Annotated in this window: 15 protein-coding genes; 11 read left to right on the forward strand and 4 right to left on the reverse strand. The window is 43.6% G+C overall.

The genetic code is table 11. The annotated features are described in order from the left end of the window. The first annotated feature begins 16 nt into the window (after positions 1-16). The 6 genes from HWQ43_RS22760 (at position 17) to HWQ43_RS22785 (ending at position 6,379) form a co-directional block, all read left to right on the forward strand. A complete protein-coding gene (locus HWQ43_RS22760; protein WP_292738255.1) occupies positions 17-490 on the forward strand; it encodes a MarR family transcriptional regulator in 474 nt (157 codons plus the stop codon). After that, positions 456-1,724 carry an MFS transporter gene (locus HWQ43_RS22765; RefSeq protein ID WP_292738256.1) on the forward strand — a complete coding sequence of 423 codons (1,269 nt, stop codon included), beginning with the start codon at positions 456-458 and terminating at the stop codon, positions 1,722-1,724. Before HWQ43_RS22760 ends, HWQ43_RS22765 begins: the two co-directional genes overlap by 35 nt. Before the next feature lie 223 nt (positions 1,725-1,947). Continuing rightward, a complete protein-coding gene (gene efeU / locus HWQ43_RS22770; RefSeq protein ID WP_292738257.1) occupies positions 1,948-2,781 on the forward strand; it encodes an iron uptake transporter permease EfeU in 834 nt (277 codons plus the stop codon). 34 nt (positions 2,782-2,815) lie between these two features. After that, positions 2,816-4,003 (forward strand): iron uptake system protein EfeO, encoded by a 1,188-nt coding sequence (gene efeO / locus HWQ43_RS22775; protein WP_292738258.1) that lies wholly within the window; start codon positions 2,816-2,818, stop codon positions 4,001-4,003. A 106-nt stretch (positions 4,004-4,109) separates the two neighbouring features. Beyond that, complete coding sequence (efeB, locus tag HWQ43_RS22780) at positions 4,110-5,378, forward strand: iron uptake transporter deferrochelatase/peroxidase subunit (RefSeq protein WP_292738259.1); 1,269 nt, start codon at positions 4,110-4,112, stop codon at positions 5,376-5,378. Between the two features lie 326 nt (positions 5,379-5,704). Further along, the gene (locus HWQ43_RS22785) at positions 5,705-6,379 is read left to right on the forward strand and encodes a hypothetical protein (protein WP_292738260.1); all 675 of its coding nucleotides are present in this window, start codon (positions 5,705-5,707) and stop codon (positions 6,377-6,379) included. 23 nt (positions 6,380-6,402) lie between these two features. Here HWQ43_RS22785 and recN read toward each other — a convergent pair whose 3' ends face one another. Beyond that, positions 6,403-8,151: a DNA repair protein RecN gene (recN, locus tag HWQ43_RS22790; protein ID WP_292738261.1), complete on the reverse strand. Its 1,749-nt coding sequence runs from the start codon at positions 8,149-8,151 to the stop codon at positions 6,403-6,405. Between the two features lie 293 nt (positions 8,152-8,444). Here recN and HWQ43_RS22795 point away from each other — a divergent pair, with 293 nt between their 5' ends. Further along, a complete protein-coding gene (locus tag HWQ43_RS22795; RefSeq protein WP_292738262.1) occupies positions 8,445-10,436 on the forward strand; it encodes an AarF/ABC1/UbiB kinase family protein in 1,992 nt (663 codons plus the stop codon). Positions 10,437-10,467: 31 nt separating this feature from the next. Here the strand turns inward: HWQ43_RS22795 and cysC are convergent, their stop codons facing one another. Then, positions 10,468-11,040 carry an adenylyl-sulfate kinase gene (cysC, locus tag HWQ43_RS22800; RefSeq protein ID WP_292738381.1) on the reverse strand — a complete coding sequence of 191 codons (573 nt, stop codon included), beginning with the start codon at positions 11,038-11,040 and terminating at the stop codon, positions 10,468-10,470. Between the two features lie 899 nt (positions 11,041-11,939). On the opposite strand from cysC, the gene HWQ43_RS22805 reads away from it, so the two are divergent. Further along, positions 11,940-13,043, forward strand: a complete 1,104-nt coding sequence (locus HWQ43_RS22805) for a TIGR03032 family protein (protein WP_292738263.1) — start codon at positions 11,940-11,942, stop codon at positions 13,041-13,043. 64 nt (positions 13,044-13,107) lie between these two features. Next, positions 13,108-17,517 carry a cadherin-like domain-containing protein gene (locus HWQ43_RS22810; RefSeq protein WP_292738264.1) on the forward strand — a complete coding sequence of 1,470 codons (4,410 nt, stop codon included), beginning with the start codon at positions 13,108-13,110 and terminating at the stop codon, positions 17,515-17,517. A 110-nt stretch (positions 17,518-17,627) separates the two neighbouring features. Here HWQ43_RS22810 and HWQ43_RS22815 read toward each other — a convergent pair whose 3' ends face one another. Together HWQ43_RS22815 and HWQ43_RS22820 are read right to left on the reverse strand one after the other, a co-directional pair. After that, complete coding sequence (locus HWQ43_RS22815; protein ID WP_292738382.1) at positions 17,628-18,062, reverse strand: hypothetical protein; 435 nt, start codon at positions 18,060-18,062, stop codon at positions 17,628-17,630. A gap of 178 nt (positions 18,063-18,240) precedes the next feature. Further along, on the reverse strand, positions 18,241-21,225 hold the full coding sequence (locus HWQ43_RS22820; RefSeq protein ID WP_292738265.1) for a valine--tRNA ligase: 2,985 nt from the start codon (positions 21,223-21,225) through the stop codon (positions 18,241-18,243). A 57-nt stretch (positions 21,226-21,282) separates the two neighbouring features. Here HWQ43_RS22820 and HWQ43_RS22825 point away from each other — a divergent pair, with 57 nt between their 5' ends. Both HWQ43_RS22825 and HWQ43_RS22830 read left to right on the forward strand, forming a co-directional pair. Then, positions 21,283-21,705 carry a GxxExxY protein gene (locus HWQ43_RS22825; RefSeq protein WP_292738267.1) on the forward strand — a complete coding sequence of 141 codons (423 nt, stop codon included), beginning with the start codon at positions 21,283-21,285 and terminating at the stop codon, positions 21,703-21,705. 44 nt (positions 21,706-21,749) lie between these two features. Continuing rightward, on the forward strand, positions 21,750-23,012 hold the full coding sequence (locus HWQ43_RS22830; RefSeq protein WP_292738268.1) for an MFS transporter: 1,263 nt from the start codon (positions 21,750-21,752) through the stop codon (positions 23,010-23,012). Positions 23,013-23,021 lie beyond the last annotated feature (9 nt).

Below are 23,021 nucleotides of genomic sequence, written 5' to 3' on the forward strand. Positions count from 1 at the left end.
GGAGAACAACAAGCCCATGACCTTGGATAAACCTAATCAAGGTGCAACTTCCGAAGAATGTGCCGCTAGAGTAATGGAAACAGTTCCATTAATGATGCGGTTTATCCGAGCGGATATGCGTGCCCATAGTGCCGCTTTTTTATCTATACCTCAATTGCGATCGCTAGCATTTATCAACCGCAATCCTGGGGCTTCATTATCTGACCTGGCAGAGCATTTAGGTGTCACCTCTGCCACGGCATCAGCAACCATAGAACGCTTGGTACAACGCGACTTTGTGAAACGGATTGCTCATCCTCAAGAGCGGCGGCGGGTGCTGCTCAATTTAACTGAAGATGGAAAACACCATCTCAAGCAATCCCAAGATCAAACTCGCGCTCATATTACCGATTTGCTGAAAGGTCTTTCAGAAGACCAAATTTCCAACATTGAAGAAGGCTTAACTCTACTAAAAAATGTCTTCGAGAAAACAGAACTCAAAGCCCCATAACTTTGAGGTTGCACAGCACGATCCCTTTGCAGCCTTTAAGTTTCGAGACTATCGGCTATTTACCATCGGACGCGTGCTGCTGTTCGTGGGATCGCAAATGCAAACTGTAGCTATCGGCTGGGAACTCTATGAGCGGACTAACTCAGCGATCGCTTTAGGCGGTGTGGGGCTGGCGCAAGTATTGCCGATGATTATTCTCACCTTAATTGCCGGAGATGTTGCCGATCGCCGCGATCGCAAAGTGACCATGTTACTCTCGGTAATGTTGCTAGCTCTCTGCTCCCTAGCTTTAGGGGTACTTTCCTATACTCAAGGTGCAATTTTTCTAATTTACGCCTGCTTAGTATTAACAGGTGTAGCGAGGGCATTTCTTAAACCTGCCAGTGATGCCTTGATGTGGCAATTAATACCTGTCAGTGCTTTTACCAATGCAGCCACCTGGAATAGTAGTAGCTTTCAGTTAGCTGCTGTTATCGGCCCAGCCTTCGGAGGATTTGGTATTGCACTACTAGGAAGTGCTACAGGAGTTTATGTGCTAGCAGCGATCGCAGCGTTGCTGTGTTTTATTTTAACGCTGGCGATCAAACAGCAAAAAGTCATCCGTTCAACCGAACCAATCTCACTCCAAGCGCTTGCTGCTGGCGCTAAATTTGTTTGGCAGAATCAGTTAATTTTAGCAGCGATCACATTAGATATGTTTGCAGTATTGTTGGGTGGTGCGATCGCATTGCTACCCATTTTTGCCAAAGATATTTTACACGTGGGCCCAGTGGAGTTGGGATATCTACAAGCAGCACACTCCATCGGTGCTTTGACTATGGCGATTACCCTAGCGTATTTACCACCGTTACGCAAAGCAGGCCCAGCCTTATTGTGGTCAGTAGTTGGCTTTGGGGTTGTCACAATTATCTTTGGACTCTCTCGTTCCTTTTGGCTATCTATGTTAATGCTGATTCTTGGTGGCGCACTAGATAGTATTAGCGTTGTAATTCGCCATACATTAGTTCAAATCAGAACACCAGATCATTTGCGTGGTAGAGTTGCTGCTATTAATAGCGTATTTATTAGTGCCTCGAATGAATTAGGGGGCTTTGAATCAGGCTTGACTGCTGCTTTATTTGGCCCGGTAATTTCCGTTGTGGGTGGTGGAATTGGCACAATTGTAGTGGTGATTGCTACGGCAATGATTTGGCCGGGAATTAGCAAGTTAGGAGCTTTGCAGGAGTACAAGTAGAAGTACGTATCAATTATTTTAATTCGTTCAAATCACAAGAGTTAGATCCCCGACTTCTTAGAGAAGTCGGGGATCTTGTTGTTGACTATTGCAGTCCTTGATCCGAAAATTTATTCTTCCAGGATTTTAGAGATTTTTTAAATTGCACTTATATACAAATGTTCTCAAGTAAGTTATTATTCTCATGATGATTTGATAGTAATTATAGTTAATAAGGTTATCCATGCTTTTTCCCTTCTTGATCATGTTCCGAGAGGGCGTTGAAGCTGCGCTTGTCGTGGGTATCATTGCCAGCTATCTTAAGCAAACTGGGCGTACCCATTTGATGAAGTCAGTCTGGATTGGCATCGCACTAGCGACTTTTATTTGTCTAGCTGCTGGGATTATTTTGCAAATAACCAGTCAGGAGTTTCCGCAAAAAGAACAGGAACTATTTGAAGCGGTAATTTCCATCGTCGCAGTTGGGGTTCTCACCTGGATGGTTTTCTGGATGCGTCGTGCGGCTCGTTCGATGAAAGGCGAGTTACAGTCTCAAATTGAAACTGCTATTCAGTCGGGGGATAAATGGGGTACAGCACTAGTTTGGATGTCATTCTTTGCAGTGCTGCGGGAAGGTCTGGAAACAGTAGTGTTTTTGCTAGCCACGTTTCAGCAAAATTTGGGAATTCAAGCTCCCGTGGGAGCATTGTTTGGATATGCAGCCGCACTAGCTGTCGGTGTAGGCATCTATCAGGGTGGTATTCGCATCAACTTGAGGCGATTTTTTAAATGGACGGGAGCCTTCATTATCCTGGTTGCTGCTGGACTTTTAGGAAGTGGGGTGAGAGCTTTCCATGAAGCCGGAGTGTGGAATTTACTACAAACAGTGGTATTTGATGCTAGTGGGGTACTTCCCAATAACGGGTTTATCGGTTCACTTTTGGCAGGATTTTTTGGCTATAACGATGCTCCCACCGTTAGCGAGGCGATCGCCTATTTTGGCTATCTAATTCCTACCATGTCGCTGTTCTTCTTGGGGGAAAAGGCTGGACAGAAGACTACAGCAAGCCATTCTTAGCTACTTCAATAATTTTTAGGAAAATACAACAACAATGAAAAGTATTTTAAAATATTCAACAATTATCTGTCTAATTGCCTTGACAGTAGCTGCCTGTGAATCCAACAAATCAAGCGATACTGCCATAAATAATACTCCAGAGGCTAAAGTAGCCAGTGATACCTCTGCTAACAATTCTGCGGAAACTGCTTTGACTGTGACAGATAAAGGTTGCGAACCCAATCAGCTGACAGTAACATCTGGGCAAAACAGTTTTGTGCTGACCAACAAAAGCAGCAAACCTATGGAGTGGGAGATATTGTCTGGGGTGAAAGTCGTTGAGGAACGGGAAAATATTGCTCCTGGCTTCGTTCAAAAACTCAAAGCCAATCTACAACCGGGTGAGTATGATATGGCTTGTGGTTTACGCAGCAATCCCAAAGGGAAACTTACAGTAAAGGCAGGAGGGGATTCTCAAGCTAAAGGGACTGTAGATCAAGGTCAATTAGTCGGTGCGATCGCAGAATACAAAGTCTACGTCACTAAAGAAACTGACCAGCTGGTGGCAGACAACAAGACCTTCACAGATGCCGTGATTGCTGGCGACCTTGCTAAGGCGCAGAAACTCTATGCCTCTACCCATGTCCACTGGGAACGTGCAGAACCGATAGCTGAACTTTTCTCTGACCTTGACAAAAGCATGGATTCCCGTGCTGATGACTTTGCCAAAAAAGAAGCCGATCCACAATTCACTGGATACCATCGCATAGAGAAAGCTTTATTCCAGGACAAAACTACAAAAGGCATGAAACCCTTTGCCCAAAAGCTACAGAAAGATGGACTAGAGCTACAAAAGCGCATTGCTACCTTGACCATTGAACCGAAAAATATGGTAGGCGGTGCTGCTGGCTTGATTGAAGAAGTGGCGGCTACCAAAATTTCTGGTGAAGAAGACCGTTACAGCCATACTGACCTCTGGGACTTCAGCGCTAACGTAGAGGGTTCCCAAAAGATTGTGGAGTTATTGCGCCCCGTCATTCAAAAAGCCAATCCAGATTTACTGGCGCGTGTTGATACAAATTTCACCAAAGTTAACCAAAAACTTGCTAAATACAAAACCCCTGATCGTGGTTTTGCTACCTACGACAAGGTGAGTGAAATAGACAAGAAAGACATGAAAACAGCGATCGCTGCCCTTTCTGAAGATTTGTCTCAACTGCGCGGCACTCTGGGCGTTAATTAATTAGACATAAAAGTGAAAAAGAATCTAGAGACGTAGTAGTGTTACGTCTCTACAAAGGTTGTGGATAACGCATATTTAATTTCATCAAATGTCTAATTTGTAAACTATGTCTATTACAAAGCAACCAAGTTTACGCATTACTCGCAAGCTAGGCCGTCGTGATTTGCTCATCGGTATGGCAGCAGCAAGTGGAGTAGCAGCTTTGACCACTTTGGGCTATCGCACTCTTTTGGAAACTACTGAAGACCCATCTGAAGAGACTGTGCCGTTCTTTGGGCTTCACCAAGCAGGTATTCTTACCCCTACTCCTGCTTCTGGTTTGATGGTCGCATTTGATACAACTGCTCAAAATAAAGCAGATTTAGTGCGGTTGTTCAAAACTTTAACTGAGCGCATCCAGTTTCTCATGGCAGGGGGAACACCCAAGTCGCGCGACCCCAAATTTCCACCCAGTGATTCGGGGATTCTTGGGCCTGTGGTGGTTCCCAATAATCTGACAATCACTCTAGCAGTGGGTGACTCGTTGTTCGATAACCGTTTTGGACTTGGCAAAATAAAACCCAAACGCTTAGACACTATGCCAGGTTTTCCCAATGATCAGCTTGACCCAGATTTATGTCATGGGGATATACTGTTACAATTCTGTGCGAATACTGAGGAATCGAATCTCCACGCTTTACGCGACATCATTAAGAACTTGCCTGACTTGATAACTTTGCGTTGGCAAATAGAAGGTTTTCTACCGCCGAATACCCACAAAAAACAAGGCAAATCTACGGTGCGTAACTTGCTTGGTTTTAAAGATGGGACGGCAAATCTAAATGCTAGTGATGAAAAATTGATGAATCGGATTGTCTGGGTACAGCCAAATAGTGGCGAACCAGCTTGGACAGTAGGAGGAAGCTATCAAGTGGTGCGAGTGATCCGCAACTTAGTCGAACGTTGGGATCGGACTCCACTACAGGAGCAAGAGACAATTATTGGCCGCAATAAGGACTCTGGCGCACCTTTGGGGATGAAGCACGAGAAAGACATTCCCAATTATGCTCAAGACCCAAAGGGTCAACAAATCCCCCTAGATGCTCATATCCGCCTTGCTAATCCACGCAAATCAGAGTCGAGTTTGATTCTGCGGCGTGGTTTCAACTATTCACGCGGGTTTGACAAAGCTGGACAGTTAGATATGGGTTTGTTGTTTGTCTGTTTTCAGGCTGACTTAGAAAAGGGCTTTGTGACGGTGCAAAATCGCTTGATTGGGGAACCTTTGGAGGAGTACATTCGCCCGATTGGTGGTGGATATTTCTTCGCTTTACCTGGTGTCAAAGCTGAAGGAGGTTATCTTGGTCAGTCATTACTAGAAGCATCATCGGTGTAGATTGTGTAGATTTATCTTTAAATTTTGAATTTTATAAGAACAAAGATTCCGCAAAAGCGATCGCATTGCAGGTGCTTGAGATTGGCTCAAAGCAATCTTAGTATAATGGTAGATATAAGCGCCTGGTTATAAGCCAATACAGTTCAGTTAAGCATTTCTTTCTTCTCTTTGCGTCCTTCTCTGACAAGACCCTGCGCGAAGGCGTCCTTGGCGGTTCGTTAAAAAAATTGAATTTGACAAAGAGTTTTACCCTTAACTGAACCGTATTGGGTTATAAGCCTAAATTTTGAATACTATAGATCAGATTGTTTTTATCGGTGAGTATTATGAGCAATAACTTTCCAGCAGACGCTGGAAAAGGTTTTAACTTAGCCTCGACTTCAATGAATAAGGAGTCGCCTTTTATGGAAAGTGATGGATTGCTCTTGTATAAAGATGGGTGCAAGACTCCAGAATTTTTAAACTCATCCTTTTGCATACATCTATTTGGTGAACGAGTTATCGTAGATCATTATGTACTGTTGTTTTCTGATTCAGAAACTCTCACAGACTATGCTAAGACTCTGATCAACTATGATGCCAAAATCACCGAAGGCCCAGGAAAATGGCCTGATGATTTTTGTCCTGAGCAAAACATATTGCCTGAAGATGCTAGCATGTACTTTCTCTCAGTCTTAATGCCGTCAGGCATGATTTTGGTAATGCTTGCACCGAATGCACCAGATGAACAGATTGCTCACTTATTCCAGGAGCAAGGTTTTAATACTGTCCATCACGTTGCCATTCTTGTTGATGATATCTATGCAGGAGCAAAAGTCTGGGAAAAGAAGGGTTTTCTTCCTTTGTCTATGACTCCTCAAGAGGATGGTTCCTTGTCCCAATGGTTTTTACGCAACTGGGCAGGCCAAATTATAGAGCTTATCTGCCGCCCATTGATAGGTAAAGAGACTTTTTCCTGTGAGAATATCACTGGTTTACGCCTTTCAGAATTAGCAGCCTAAATTCGTAATTTGTAATTGTTTGGTCAAGTATGTTCCCTTCGTCGGTGGTTAGCAGCTTGCAACAACAGAGATTCTGCAAAAGCGATCGCGTCACTTGCAGATTTACCACCAGCTAATTGTGCTAATTCTTCCCGACGGGTGTTTAAATTATCCAAGGTAGTAACTCTGACAACGGTACGCTGTTCGGCATTGTCATTGTTGGCTTTTTTACCTTTGCCTTGATTAATAGTTTGCTTATCTACACGAAAATGCCGATCGGCCATTGCCGCAACTAAAGGTTGATGCGTAACACATAACACTTGGTTACGTTGACTTAGCTGGTATAATTTTTCCGCGATCGCTTGGGCTACCCTTCCCGAAACCCCAACATCAATTTCATCAAATACCATTGTCCCAGCCACGTCAACCTGAGAAAAACAAGCTTTCAGCGCCAGTAAAAAGCGACTCATTTCCCCACCAGAGGCAACTTCTGTTAAAGGTTGCAGTGGTTCTCCAGGGTTGGAACTAAATGTAAAGGTAATTTTATCTGCTCCCATCGCAGTTGGGAAAGCTGGTAATATTTCAACCAGAAACTTCACCTTTTCCATCGCTAGGGGCTTGAGTTCAGCTATCAAACGTGATTCTAGATTAGCAGCTGCCTTACTCCGCAGTTGAGTTAATTGATTACTTGCTTGGGTGAGTTTTTCAAAACATGCCTTTTCTTGCTGTTCCAAGTTTTCGATAGATTGTTCGCTGTCGTTAAGTTGGGCTAATTCTCCTTGGATACGTTGGTAATAAGCGATCGCTTCGGTAAGTGTCGGCCCATACTTGCGGCAAATTTGCTTTAACTCCTGAATTCTTTCTTCCACCTCTTCTAATCGGTGCGGATCGGCTTCCAAACCGTCCCCATAAGCATTAATTTGCCTTCCCACTTCCATTACCGCAGCTTGCGCGTCCCGCACCAATTCCAACAGATATTGTAGTTGGCTATCGTATTCCACCATGTCATTTAGTGTCGCCTCACTATCTCCCAGTAGATCTCCTGCGGCTGGGGTTTCATGATCGTTTTGATACAAAGCCTGATAAACTTTGTAACTCATTTGTTGCAAATCGACGACATGATTTAGGCGTTCCCGTTCTTGTCCCAACTGTTCCAATTCATTAGATTCACTGAGATTGGCTGCTCCCAGTTCTTGCACTTGATAAGTGAGCAAGTCGAGTTGTTGCAACCTTTCCCGTTCTGATGTCCGGCGTTTTTCTAGTGCTAAATGCGCCTGTTGGTAACTACTAAAGCTCGTGGCGACTTTATGGCGCTGCTGCATGAGAGAGTCGCCGCCATACAAATCTAACCAGTCCCGGACTTGGGCAGATTGTCCCACTTGTACCGTTTGACCTTGGGCTGTGATTTCTACTAAGCGATCGCGCATTCCTGCCATGATCTGCCGATTTACCAACACACCATTCACCCGCGATCGACTACGGACATTACTCGCAGTGGCTGTGATTTCTCGGCTAATGACTACAGAATTTTCATCAAGCAAATCTATTTCTTGTTCGGTCAACCAAGCCGCTAGGGGAGCGTTTGAGGTGAAAGTAGCTTCTACCATCGCCCGACTTGTCCCCGTGCGAATGACTCTACTAGAGACTTTACCGCCCAAAGCGGCATCAATGGCATCCAAGATAATCGATTTTCCAGCGCCGGTTTCACCTGTTAACACATTTAGTCCCGCGCCAAATTCTAATTCTAATTGGTCAATTAGAGCAAAGTTTTCAATTCTCAGGCAAAGCAACATCAAGCCAAATTCTCCATGAGGGCAGATGCCAGATATTTCTAACTTACAAGACAATAAGTATGATCTTTCAGCAACTAGCAATACCTACTACTATTGAATTAGTATGTATGCCCGTTTAAGTGTAACAGACCTATTAGTACTAGAGAGTGGGGAGTTGGAAGAGACACGATTAATCGCTTACTAGGGAGTAAAGAGAGCAGAGGGAGATGAGGAAAAAATAACTAATACCCAATTTATAAACATATTGTTACAATACTTAATGAATGTGATCGTTCTGACTGGTGGCCTTCTTCATGATTGTTAAGACACTTCCCCCTAGTTCCCAACCGATTCAGGAGGATAGTCGCAACGGCACAAATCGCCGAGACGACGAACTGGATGTTATTGATGTAGTGCCAGAAGATGGTACACCAAGCTTAGTTGTACGCTCGCCAAGACTCTTAGCAGCCCAAAAGGTGAGAATAGCAGCCCAACCTGAGAAGCTTTACGATCCTGTGGGCATAGCAGCGCATTACCAAAATAGAAAAGTGCAAGTTTTACGGCGGATTTTTGCCGTGTTGGGGCCGACTCTATCCTTTGTTTTTGGATTGTGGTCGGATAGTAAACGGGGAATTGTCGTCAAAAATGACCGCCGCCGAGCTACTCAGCTACGAGTATTGCTGACCCAATTAGGGCCTGCTTACATCAAAATTGGCCAAGCTTTATCCACCAGACCGGATCTAGTTCCTCCCGTATATTTAGAAGAATTAACTAAGCTACAAGACCAATTACCGCCTTTTCCTAACGAAATTGCTTACCAGTTTATTAAAGAAGAATTAGGCGCTCCTCCAGAAGAGGTTTACGCCGAACTCTCGGCCCAGCCAATTGCTGCGGCTTCATTGGGACAAGTGTATAAAGGTAAGCTAAAAACTGGTGAAGAAGTCGCCGTTAAAGTTCAACGCCCCGACTTAAGAGAGGGGATCACCATTGACTTGTATATCTTGCGTAACCTCGCCGCTTGGGTGCAGAAAAAGGTTAAACGGGTAAAAAGTGACTTAGTTGGGATTCTCGATGAATTAGGCGATCGCATTTTTGAAGAGATGGATTACATCCATGAAGGCGAAAATGCGGAGCGATTTTTCGAGTTATACGGTCATATAAAAGACGTATATGTACCGAGAATTTACTGGGAATATACCAATCGCCGCGTCTTGACGATGGAGTGGATTAACGGCACTAAATTAACCCAGACAGAAGAAATTAGCGCCCAAGGCATAGATGCTCGTTATCTAATTGAAGTGGGTGTGCAGTGTTCCCTGCGCCAGCTGCTAGAACATGGCTTTTTCCATGCAGATCCCCACCCTGGTAATTTGTTAGCAACAACCGATGGCAAATTAGCTTATCTCGACTTTGGGATGATGAGCGAGATTAAACCACCACAGCGTTATGGTTTGATCGAAGCGATCGTCCACGTCGTCAACCGCGACTTTGAAGGATTAGCAAAAGATTACGTTAAGTTAGATTTTTTATCACCAGAAACCGATTTAACACCAATTATCCCAGCTTTTGCGAGAGTCTTTGCTGATGCCGAAGGAGCCAGTGTTGCCGATCTTAATATTAAAAGCATCACCGATGAACTATCGGCTTTGATGTATGAGTATCCTTTCCGCGTACCGCCCTATTACGCCTTAATTATTCGCTCTCTCGTAACCCTCGAAGGGATTGCAATATTTATAGATCCCAACTTTAAAGTTCTCAGCGAAGCTTATCCCTACGTTTCTAAACGCCTGTTAACCGATCCAGCACCGCAATTAAGAGCATCATTGCAAGATTTGCTATTTAAAGATGGCAGATTTCGCTGGAATCGCTTAGAAAACTTGTTAAAAAATGCGCGTAATAGTCAAGACTACGACTTTAATTTAGTGCTGAATCAGGGGATAGAATTTCTGGCATCTGAACGCGGTGCTTTTATTCGTGACAAGCTAGTAGATGAATCTGTTAACGGACTTGATGCTTTAGGTAAAAATGTTTTGCATAACTTTACCTCCCTGTTGCGAGAACGGGTAGGATTGACAGCAGTTAATGAAACTCCAGCAGCGACTGTTGAGCAACAACAAACCTTGGAGCATATCAAGCGTATATTAGGTATTCTCCGAGAAACAAGAGGCTTTGACCCAGTGCAACTTACATCTCAAATTGCCCAGTTATTGGTAAATTCAGATGTACAACGTTTAGGTCAACAAATTGCCAACCGCTTCACACAGAAAGCTGTAGCCCGGTTAATTCGGCAATTATTGGCATCCTAGTAAAAGTTATGAGTTAAACAAAGTTTTTAACTCATAAATTATTTATTCTAGCAACTATATAACCCAACTCTTCTAGCTTTTCTAAGACCTTAGTTGCACTTTGAGCAACACTTTCCTGGTTAGTTTTGCATTCGACTTCAGGACAGAGTGGTATTTCATAAGGATCATCAATACCAGTGAAGTGCTTAATTTCTCCTGCTCTTGCTTTTTTATATAACCCTTTTACGTCTCGTTGTTCACAAACTTCTAATGATGCGTTGACGTAAACTTCAATGAAAAATGGAGTCATTTGGCGCACTTCCTCCCGAATTTCGCGGTACGGTGAAATTGCCGAAACCAATACAATTACATTATTTCTAGCAAGAAGGTGAGCTACAAAGCCAATGCGCCGAATATTCTCCTCTCGATCCTCTTTGCTGAAACCCAATCCTTTACATAGATTTTGACGTACTGCATCACCATCCAGAACTTCAACTCTGTATCCCTGTATCCGCAGTTCCTTCTCCACGAATTGACAGATAGTAGTTTTACCTGCACCACTCAGACCAGTGAACCATACTGTCACACCACACTCTTGTTGTCTCATCCTACTTTCGTCGTAAATTTTAAATGGCACACCAAAAAAGCTTTTTTAGGTAATTGTGGGTCAAATAGTAATTTTATTTTTATAATCCTTTTTTAGCAGGAATTTCAGCAATTACAAGGTACCCTATGTCAACCTTGCTACTTTTTCCTCTACTGATTTCGAGTGAAAAATCGCATATTTATACGTATTTAGGCTAAATATTTAATACGAAGGATGGCGATGTATACGACGGGCTACATCTACGCATTTTATCTACCCTAACAACGCAATTTGCCGTTATAGTAACAAAACTTGCCGATCAAGTTTTTAAATTATTGAAGTTTTAGCTAATTTTTACATTCAGTATATATACAGTTTATTTTTAAACAAAAAAGTCTTTATTATAACAGTATACTGCTAAACAATATTTACTGCTAGGACATTATAAAAAACTAAGTTCAAAATATCTGCAAAGTTAGATCCAGTGCAGCTTTATGGCGGCGCGACCTATTTTCTGGGGTCGATTCCTTTAGGTACTGTTTCTGGTACAAGCTTGTTTATTGACAATAATGGCACGCTTAGTGGTCTGTGTGATCAATTCTGAGAGTTTCGTAGTGAACGATTTATCAGTCAATTTCAAGGGTTTTAGCTCTGACTACAAACTTTCACAACTCATCAAAACTAATGACATCAATCACTAGTACACTTTGGCATAAATTTGTTCACCTTTAATCAGTTTCTCTGAGCAACTTGTCTGCTTAATTGAGGTGATAGCTGGATTTACGCCATGCTGTACTAGTGCTTTGTGCCAGTAATTTTCGGGGTTCGTAATTGGTAATTGACCGCTCAATTTTAAGAGCTAGAGCCACTGAGTATATTTTGTATTTAACTAAGTCTAAAGTTCCTCAACAAAATTTGAAATTTAATTCAACTGATTTATGTTGTCCACTTTTCCCACTACTGCCCCAGAAGAGAATAACTTAATTCAATGTGATGCCGATCAAGGATTTATCTCCTGGCTTAGTCAAGCCGGAGGCTCAGTTGCCATCACCACCTACCAAGCCGGAAAACTAGCACTAGTAGGCTGGAATGGGGAACAGATAACCATGCTGTTACGCCAATTTTCCAAACCAATGGGATTGGCAGTGAATGGTTCACGATTGGCACTGGCTAGCCATCATGAAGTCTGTTTATTAGCCAATGCCCCCGCCTTAGCTTATGAGTTTTTAGAAGACCAGCCCGGACGCTACGATGCCCTCTTCTTGCCACGGATGACATATTTTACAGGCGACCTGAACATTCACGACCTGGAATTTGGCAGAGAAGGGCTGTGGCTTGTCAATACCCGCTTTTCGTGTCTTTCTACCTTGAGTCCAGACTTTAGCTTTGTACCGCGCTGGCATCCGAAATTTATTTCTGAAGTAGTGCCAGAAGATCGGTGTCACCTAAATGGATTAGCAATGGTGGATGGCAAACCCAAGTATGTGACTGCCCTTGGTGCGACAAATACCGTCGGAGGATGGCGACCGGGTAAAGCCAACGGTGGAGTCGTAGTGGAAGTAGAGAGCAATGAAATTATTGTAGAAGGATTATCAATGCCCCATTCCCCAATTTGGCATGACGGGTTTTTGTGGTTACTCAACTCTGGTGCAGGGGAAATATGGCGCATTCATCCAGAATCAGGAGACAAACAAGTAGTCTGTGTACTCCCTGGATTTTTGCGGGGGTTGTGCTGCGTCGGGTATTACGCCCTAGTCGGACTATGCCAGATTCGGGAACGGCATATTTTCGGAGGTTTGCCCATTACTCAACGGTTTGAGCAGCTGCTTTGTGGGGTGGCAGTCGTGGATTTACGAAATGGGCAACAGGTGGGGATGCTGAAGTTCACCGCAGGCTGTCAAGAACTTTATGATGTACAGTTTCTTACTGGTGTACAGCGTCCGATGGTTTTGAATCAGGAACGAAAAGAAATCCGCCAAGCATTTACTGCACCAGAGTTGAATTATTGGCTGCGACCGAGTGCAGTGATTCCTAATGACTAAGAAATCTGTTTAATCAGGCCGTAATTGTTGAAATCAAATTTCTAGTTTTTTCAGAGGTTTTTTCATGAATGAATTCAAAGTCAATACTTACACCAACAATAATCAAATTAACCCCGCAGTCGCAATGGATGCTGATGGGGACTTCATCATTTCCTGGACTGGTAATGCTCAGGATGGGTCTGGCGATGGGGTGTACGCTCAACGCTACAACAGTACTGGCGTGGCTGTTGGGGGGGAATTCCAAGTCAATACCAACACCAACGGCAATCAACTTAACTCTACAGTAGCGATCGATTCCACAGGGGATTTTGTTATTTCCTGGCAAAGCCAAGATGCGTCTGGCTTTGGGATATATGCCCAACGCTACAACAGTTCTGGAGTGGCTGTTGGGGGCGAATTTCAGGTCAATACCTCCCCTAACAACGATCAGGTTAACCCCATAGTAGCGATGGATACCAATGGGAACTTTGTCATTTCCTGGCAAAGCAGTGGTCAGGACGGGTCTGGCTATGGGGTATATGCTCAACGCTACAACAGTTCTGGAGTGGCTGTTGGGGGCGAATTTCAGGTCAATACCCACACCGAAAGCTCTCAATATAACCCCACAGTAGCGATAGATGCGACTGGGGACTTTGTTATTTCCTGGCAAAGCTATTATCAAGACGGGTCTTACTTGGGTATATATGCCCAACGCTATAACAGTGCTGGGGTGGCTCAAGGAAGTGAATTTTTGGTCAATACCCACACTCAGGGCTATCAAAACAACCCCACAGTAGCAATGGATACCACTGGGGACTTTGTAATTTCTTGGCAAAGCTATGGTCAGGATGGATCTGGCTATGGTGTATATGCCCAACGCTACACCAGTGCTGGGGTAGCTATTGGGGTCGAATTCAAAGTCAATACCCACACTGACGGCAATCAATATAATCCCACAGTAGCGATGGATGCAGATGGGGACTTTATTATTTCCTGGACTAGCAATGGTCAGGACGGGTCTGGCTATGGTATATATGCCCAACGCTATAACAGTTCTGGGGTAGCTATTGGAGGCGAATTTCTGGTCAATACCTACACCAACAACAGTCAAACTAACCCCACAGTAGCAACGGATGCTACTGGAGATTTTGTAATTTCTTGGCAAAGCGATGGTCAGGACGGATCTGGGGAGGGTATATATGCCCAACTAAACAACAACAGCGGGGTTCCTCCGACAGTCACCTCTGGTTCTGTCTCTGCCCTGACATACACTGAGAACGCCACTACAGTACTTGACTCAGGCATCACCGTCAGCGACACAGACTCCCCCAATCTGGCTAGTGCCACCGTCAGGATTACCAGTGGTTTTGCCTCTGCTGAAGATATCCTCGCCTTCACCAACCAAAATGGGATTACCGGCAGCTACAACAGCAGTACAGGAGTCTTAACCTTAATCGGCAGTGCCACCGTTGCTAATTATCAAACTGCACTGCGTTCCATTACTTATACCAACAGCAGTGATAACCCCAGTACTACGCCTCGTACCGTCAGTTTTCTAGTTAATGATGGGACTGCTAATAGTACTGCCGTTACCCGCAATATTAATATTACGTCGGTAAATGATCCACCCGTTGCTACTGCCACGAGTTCTGCCTTATCATATACCGAGAACGCAACTACAGTAATTGACTCAGGCATCACCGTCAGCGATGTAGAATCCCCAAACCTGGTTAGTGCCACCGTCAGCATTACTAGTGGTTTCACTTCTGCTCAAGACACCCTCGCCTTCACTAACCAAAATGGGATTACGGGCAGCTACAACAGCACCACAGGTGTCTTAACCTTAACCGGCAGTGCCACCGTTGCTAATTATCAAACCGCACTGCGTTCCATTACTTATACCAACAGCAGTGATAACCCCAGTACTACAACTAGTACCGTCAGCTTTGTAGTTAATGATGGGACTGCTAATAGTACTGCCGTTACCCGCAATATTAATATTACGGGGGTGAATGATGCACCCATTGCTACTGCCACCAACTCTGCCCTAGTATACACTGAGAATGCTATTACACTCATTGACTCAGGTATCACCGTTAGTGACGTAGACTCCGCCAACCTGGCTAGTGCCACCGTCAGCATTACCAATGGTTTTGTCTCTGCTCAAGATACTCTCGCCTTCACCAACCAAAATGGGATTATCGGCAGCTATAACAGCAACACAGGCATTCTAACCTTAACTGGCAGTTCCACTATTGCTAACTATCAAACCGCACTACGTTCCATTACTTATACCAACAACAGTGATAACCCTAGTCTTACACCTCGTACCGTCAGCTTTCTAGTTAATGATGGGGCTGCTAATAGTACTGCCGTTAGCCGCAATATTAATATTACGGCTGTGAATGATGCGCCTGTTGCTGTTAACGATAACATCACCACAAAAAGAAACATACCCGTTACTATTAGTGCTACTACTCTGTTAAGCAATGATAAAGATGTCGATGTTAGTGATGTTTTGAGTATTACTGGCTTCACCCAACCTAGCCAAGGAAGCTTAGTTAACAACAACGACGGTACTTACACTTATACCCCTGTCCAAAACTATTATGGCTTGGATAGCTTCACTTACACTATAAGTGATGGGCACGGAGGCAATAGTACTGCTACCGTCAACTTGACTATTAATCAGTACAATGTGATTAATGGTACTTTAGGTGCAGACAACCTAAATGGTACAGTCAATATTGATATCATCTCAGGATTGCAGGGCAATGACACGCTCCAAGGACTAGGTGATAATGACACCCTTGATGGTGGCGATGGAAATGATTCCTTAGATGGTGGTGCAGGAGTTGACAGTCTCATAGGTGGTAAAGGCAATGATATTTATATCGTAGACAACCTGAACGATATTATTATTGAAGGCTTAAATGCAGGCACAGATTTAGTTAAGTCTTCGGTGAGTTGGGTGTTGGGAAATAACCTGGAGAACTTGACCCTGACTGGAAATGGGGCAATCAATGGTACTGGTAACAGCCTTAATAACATCTTGATTGGCAATACTGGCGCTAACATTTTGAGTGGAGAATATGGCAACGATAACCTCTTTGGTGATTCCGATAATGACACCTTGTTGGGTGGTGCAGGCAATGATACCTTAGATGGCGGTTTAGGATCTGATAGTCTTGATGGTGGAATCGGTAATGACACTTACATCGTAGATAACGTGAACGATATTATTATCGAAGGCTTAAATGCAGGTACAGATTTAGTTAAGTCTTCGGTGAGTTGGGTGTTGGGAAATAACCTGGAAAGCTTGACCCTGACTGGAAGTGGGGCAATCAATGGTACTGGTAACAGTCTTAAGAACATCTTGATTGGAAATACTGGCGCTAACATCTTGAGTGGAGAAGATAGCAATGATAGCCTAATTGGTGGTACAGGCAATGACACCTTGTTGGGCGGTGCAGGTGATGACACCTTGGATGGAGGTTTAGGGGCTGATAGTCTCAATGGTGGAGTCGGCAATGACATTTATACTGTAGACAACGTAAACGACTTGATTACTGAAGGCTCAGATGTAGGCACAGATTTAGTCAAATCTTCGGTGAATTGGGTGTTGGGAAATAATCTGGAGAACTTGACCCTAACTGGAAGTGGGGCAATCAATGGTACTGGTAACAGCCTTAATAACATCCTGGTGGGAAATAGTGGTGCTAACACGTTGAATGGAGTTGATGGCAACGATAGCCTGTTTGGTAGCTCAGGTAATGACACCTTGTTAGGCGGTGTAGGCGATGACTCCTTGAATGGAGGTGCAGGGACTGACAGTCTTGATGGTGGAGTCGGTAATGATATTTACACTGTAGACAACGTAAACGACTTGATTATTGAATACTTAGATGCAGGTACAGATTTAATCAATTCTTCGGTGAATTGGGTGTTGGGAAATAACCTAGAGAATTTGACTCTGACTGGAACTGGGGCAATCAATGGTACTGGTAATAGCCTTAATAACATCCTGATGGGAAATAATGGTGCTAACACGTTGAATGGAGTTGATGGCAATGATAGCCTCTTTGGTAACTCAGGCAATGACACCTTGTTCGGTAGTGCAGGTGACGATCTAATCGCTGGTGGAGTTGGTCGAGATGTATTGATTGGTGGAACTGGGCAAGATAGCTTCAACCTAAGTGGTACCCGTACTGGAGGGTATGATACGATCGCTGATTTTACTCTTGGAGAGGATACTATCTTGATTTCCAAGGCTGAATTCGGACTGGTTCAATCTCAAAATACTACGCTCGATTCGGGCCTGTTTCGACTTGGTACCACTGCGATAACAGCAAGCGATCGCTTTATCTACGATCAAACTACGGGTAATCTTTTCTTTGACGCGGATGGGATTGGTAAGGCTGCACAAGTTCTTCAAATTGCCCAGTTCTCCAATCAGGTAGCGCTTAGTAGTGCAAATATTACTATCATTGCCTAACGCAAGCTAACTATAGCAAGCATTGAGAAATTACCCAGTAATAGACAGAGCAACTCTTGCTGGGTAATCTTTTATAAATACACATTTGAGTGCAACATAACTGCAAACTTTTAACCTTCCTCTTGGGAATAACCATTTTTCTCGCGTTTGAGGCTTTCTTCTAAGGCTTGAATTTGTTCGCGTCTGGCTTCCAACTCTAAAGAACGCCTTGCTAAGTCTTGGTTTTGCAACGTCAGGGATTGTCGCCAATGTTCTGCTCGCTCGGCCTCATGCTGCAAAAATTCTGGGGTAATGCCGATGGTGAGGTAGTTTTGTACCAGATGCAGTACCCAGTTAGTGGCGTCTTCTAGTCTTTCAATATCGCCTGTAGGAGAAAGTTCGACTAGAACAAGCAAGTTCTCACTCATGATTTTTCCCTTTCCAAGCAGAATGAAAGCTTCTTCGGGAATTATCGCCCACAAGTTATCAGCTTCTTGACGCGCCAATAAGCGTAACTGGTGCTGGTCTAAAAAATCGTTTTTACGCACCTGGGCTAGATATAGCATGAGAGTCGCTTTGCTCCAATTCAAAATTCAAAATTCAAAATTCAAAAAATTTAATAAAAAAATAAGTACTAGAAGTACTAGAATTGATATTTTTACTTTGTTAATTGGTAATGGGTAATTGGGAATTATTAACACTCCCATTACCCATTACAGTTATCCTAAGCCATGCAGGCGATCGCTACGACAACCCCTTCAAACGATCGCGCAAAATTTCAGCTTGCTTCTGTGCTTCTACTAACGCATCGCGCGCTCCCTGTACCACGTCAGCCCTAGCTCTATCTACGAAACTAGGATTGTTTAATCTGGTACTCAGGGATTGAACTTCGGCTTCAGCTTTACTCAAGCTTTTTTCTAGCTTGGCACGCACAGTTTCAATATCTACCACACCGCTTAGAGGAATTAGCACCTGTATTGTACCAATTACACCTGCGATTGCATTTTCTGCTTCTTGTGGTTGTTCTAATTCTTTCTGGGGAAAAAACTGTCTCCATAACTTTTGTCTAGCTTGAGCAGTGAGTAAATTTTGGCTAACAAACCACGCTGTGTAACCAAAACCAACTAGTTCAAAGAAAGTTCCGACGATGGGAATGTCATCAATGGCATTTCCCGCAGCTAAACCCACTCTACCAAAGACAATGGCCACAATAATTAAGCCAATTGTCTTCAAACCCCTTTGAGGTTTTTTCGCAGCAACAGTTTGGTTTTCTTGCTTGTCAGTAATGGTTAAAGTCTCAACCTTCGCCAAATCTTTAATGTAATCTTGTCCAGCAGTGAGAATTTCCCGCTCTTTCTCACTTTCAGTTTGCAAATTCGCTGTCACTTTTACCCCTGGCTTAATATCTGCTTCCGCCCGCAAATTCCGAATTGTGCGGATAGTAGCAATCAGCAATTCAAACTGTTCTTCTAAAGCTGGATCAATTAGGTTTGCATCTACCTGGGGATATATTTGTAATGGTAAAGTTTGCGGGGAATCTACCGGTTGTTGGGTGAGAGTTTGCCAAATTTCTTCGGTAATATGAGGCATCAACGGATGAAGCAGTTTTAAAATTCCTTCTAATATGTAGCCGAGGGTTTCCTGTGCTACCCGCCGCGATACTGGATCGGCATCTGCTTGCAATCTGGATTTCACCAGTTCAATATACTGATCGCAGAAATCACCCCAAATAAACTCATAGAGTCCTTTTGCTGCTTCTCCTAAACCGTAATTATCGATGTAATTGGTGGTTTGTTTGATAACTTGATGATACCGCGAGATAATCCAGCGATCGCTCAATTCTGTAGCGACTGGATTCCCCAGTTGTTGCGGTGTCTGTCCATCCAAATTCATCATCACAAACCGGGCAGCATTCCACAACTTATTTGCAAAGTTGCGGGATGCTTCTACAGATGCTGATTCATCCTTTTTGCGATCGTACTCCAACCGGATATCTTGACCCGCACCAGCCACTTCCCTAATTAGGGTATACCGCAGGGCATCAGTACCATATTTGTCAATTAATAACAGCGGGTCAATACCATTACCTTTGGTCTTTGACATCTTCTGACCTTTTTCATCCAGCACCAAGCCGTGGATGTAAACTGTTTGGAAAGGCATTTGCTGCGTAAAATGCCCAGCCATCATGGTCATTCTGGCTACCCAGAAAAAGATGATGTCAAAGCCTGTCACCAAAGTGGTAGTCGGATAGTAAGTTGCTAAATCCTGAGTTTGTTCTGGCCAGCCCAAAGTCGAAAATGGCCAGAGTCCAGAAGAAAACCAAGTATCTAGCACATCTGGGTCTTGTTCAAGCTTGACATTTTCGCCAAATTGTGATTTAACTTTCTCCCAAGCTTCAGTTTCCGATTTCGCTACCACAAAGGGCGTGGTATCGGTAATTTGCCCATCGGTTTCACTGACAGCGTACCAAGCCGGAATTTGGTGTCCCCACCATAATTGGCGAGAAATACACCAATCTTTGAGTTTTACTAGCCAATCACGATAGACCTTAGTCCAGCGTTGGGGGACAAACTCTGGGGAAGTTTGCTGGTCGAGGAATTTGAGAGTGTTATCAGCTAAGGGGCGAATTTTGACGAACCACTGAGTTGAGAGGAGAGGTTCAATAGGTACTTTACCGCGATCGCTGTAGGGAACGGTATGTTTATAATCTTCTATCTTCACCAAAAAGCCATCTGCTTCTAGGCGAGAAACCACATTTTTTCTAGCAACAAAACGGTCTTGTCCTTGAAATTCCCCAGCATTGGCGTTGAGAGTGCCGTCTTTATTCATAATGTTGATTAACGGCAGATTGTGACGCTTACCCATGTCAAAATCGTTCAGGTCATGGGCGGGAGTTACCTTTACGCAACCCGTGCCGAAGGTAGGATCAACGAATTCATCGCCAATAATGGTAATTTCTCGTTGTAGAATTGGCAGAGTTAAAGTTTTGCCAATGAGATGTTTGTAGCGATCGTCATTAGGATTAACCGCTACTGCCGTATCGCCCAGCATCGTTTCTGGTCGAGTTGTCGCCACCTCTACAAAACCGGAACCATCGGTGAGGGGATAGCGGAAGTGCCAGAGATTTCCATTCACCTCTTGATTTTCTACTTCCACATCAGACACAGCCGACTGAGAAGCGGGACACCAGTTAACTAAATATTCACCACGATAAATTAAGCCTTCCTCGTAGAGACGAGTAAACGCCTCGACAACAGCTTTAGATAAACCCTCATCCAGGGTAAACCTTTCCCGTGACCAGTCCACTGAGACACCTAAGCGTCGTAGCTGATTAAGAATTGTTCCCTCAGACTCCGCCTTCCATTGCCAAGCGCGTTCTAAGAATTTTTCGCGCCCCAATTCATAGCGAGTCTTACCCTCTTTCTTGAGTTGCTTTTCCAGCATACTATGCACAGCAATGCTGGCGTGGTCAGTTCCGGGTAGCCATAGGGTATTGCGTCCCTGCATCCGGTGGTAGCGCACGAGGGTATCAATTAAGGCACTTTCAAAAGCGTGACCCATGTGTAAGCTGCCGGTGACATTTGGAGGGGGAATGACGATGCAGTAGGGTTCGCCGCCTTTGTTGGGGTCAGCTTTGTAAACTTGGTTGTCTTCCCAGAATTTTTGCCACTTGGCTTCAGTGGAAAAGGGGTCGTAGAGACTGGGGAGATTGGGAATGGTTGCGGTCATGCGGGAAAACTAAGGAAGGACTCTAATAAATTTTGCCACAGGGTTGGAGAGGGATTGATGGAAACGAACCGCAGAGGCGCAGAGAACGCGGAGGGAAGAGAGTTAGGAGAGGATATGAATCGGCTTACGGGTGAGGTGATTGGGGCAGCGATTGAGGTGCATAGGGTGTTGGGGTCTGGGTTTTTGGAGGAGGTATATAAGGAGGCGCTAATTATAGAATTTTTCAGGTGCGGGATACCTCATGTGGTTGAGAAGGGGGTAATAGTGAATTACAAAGGACATGAAGTAGGCAAGGGGAGATTAGATTTTCTGGTTGCCAATTGTTTAATTGTGGAATTAAAAGCTGTTCAAAATTTAGCCCCAATCCACGAAGCTCAAGTCCTCTCATACCTTAAAATGACTAATTACCCCTTAGCCCTTCTCATCAACTTTAACGTCCCCCTCCTCAAAGACGGCATCAAACGCATTATCCTCTCTTAATCTCTCTGTGCCCTCTGCGCCTCTGCGGTTCGTCCCCCAAATCCATGAAACACCAAACAACCTCCCCTTGGAAATTCATCCCCACCCTCTATTTCACCTCCGGCATCCCTTACATTATCATCAACACAGTTTCCGTAATCTTTTACAAAAAACTCGGAATAGATAACACTCAAATTGCCTTATGGACAAGTTTTCTCTATCTACCTTGGGTCATCAAAATGTTTTGGGCCCCAATTGTTGATATTTACTCTACCAAACGTAAATGGATACTTTATACCCAATTTGCCATGTTCTGCTGCTTGGGTTTGATAGCCATCTCCTTACAACTGCCAAATTTCTTTTTCATCTCCCTCGCAACATTAACAATAGGAGCCTTTATTTCTGCAACTTATGACATTGCCACAGATGGCTTCTACCTCCTCGCTTTATCTCCAGAACAACAAGCCTTCTTTGTCGGCATTCGCTCACTATCTTATAGACTTGCTGTTATCTTCGGTTCAGGAATATTAGTAGTCTTAGCAGGTCAACTTGAATTATATTTCAATAATATTCCTTTAAGCTGGACTATAGCTATTGGCTTTTCAGCTTTAATTTTAGCAATCCTGTTTATTTATCATCGCCTATTTTTACCTTTACCTCAATCAGATAACAAACAATTAGAAGCTACAGGATATATTCCCTTTTGGTCAATCATTAACTCATATTTTACTCAATATAAAATTATAAGCATTTTAGCATTTATCTTGCTCTACAGACTTGGCGAAGCAATGCTTGTCAAGATAGCTTCTTTATTTTTATTGGACAAAGCAGAAGTAGGTGGTTTAGGGCTATCAACATCAGATGTGGGATTAGTCTACGGTACATTTGGGGTAATATCCCTAATCTGTGGAGGAATTTTAGGAGGCTTACTCATTTCTAGATATGGATTAAAACAATGTCTATTTCCTATGGCTTTAGCATTGAATTTACCTGATGTATTTTATGTGTATATGGCTTACATGAAGCCTTCACTAACATTAGTGTATCCCTTGGTTTCCTTGGAGCAATTTGGGTATGGTTTTGGATTTACAGCTTTTAGTGTTTATTTAATGTATATTTGCCAAGGTGAATATAAAACTTCTCATTTTGCTATCTCCACTGGCATTATGGCTTTAGGAATGATGTTACCAGGCTTAGTTAGCGGTTATTTGCAAAAAGCACTTGGCTATCCATTATTTTTTGTCTTGGTCTGTTTGCTGACCATTCCTGGAATGATTGCTCTCTTTTTTATTCCTTTAAAAGAAAAACCTAAGCATCAAAATAATTAAGATTATTGC

The organism is Nostoc sp. JL31 (assembly GCF_017114965.1).
Taxonomy (GTDB): Bacteria; Cyanobacteriota; Cyanobacteriia; order Cyanobacteriales; family Nostocaceae; genus Nostoc; species Nostoc punctiforme_A.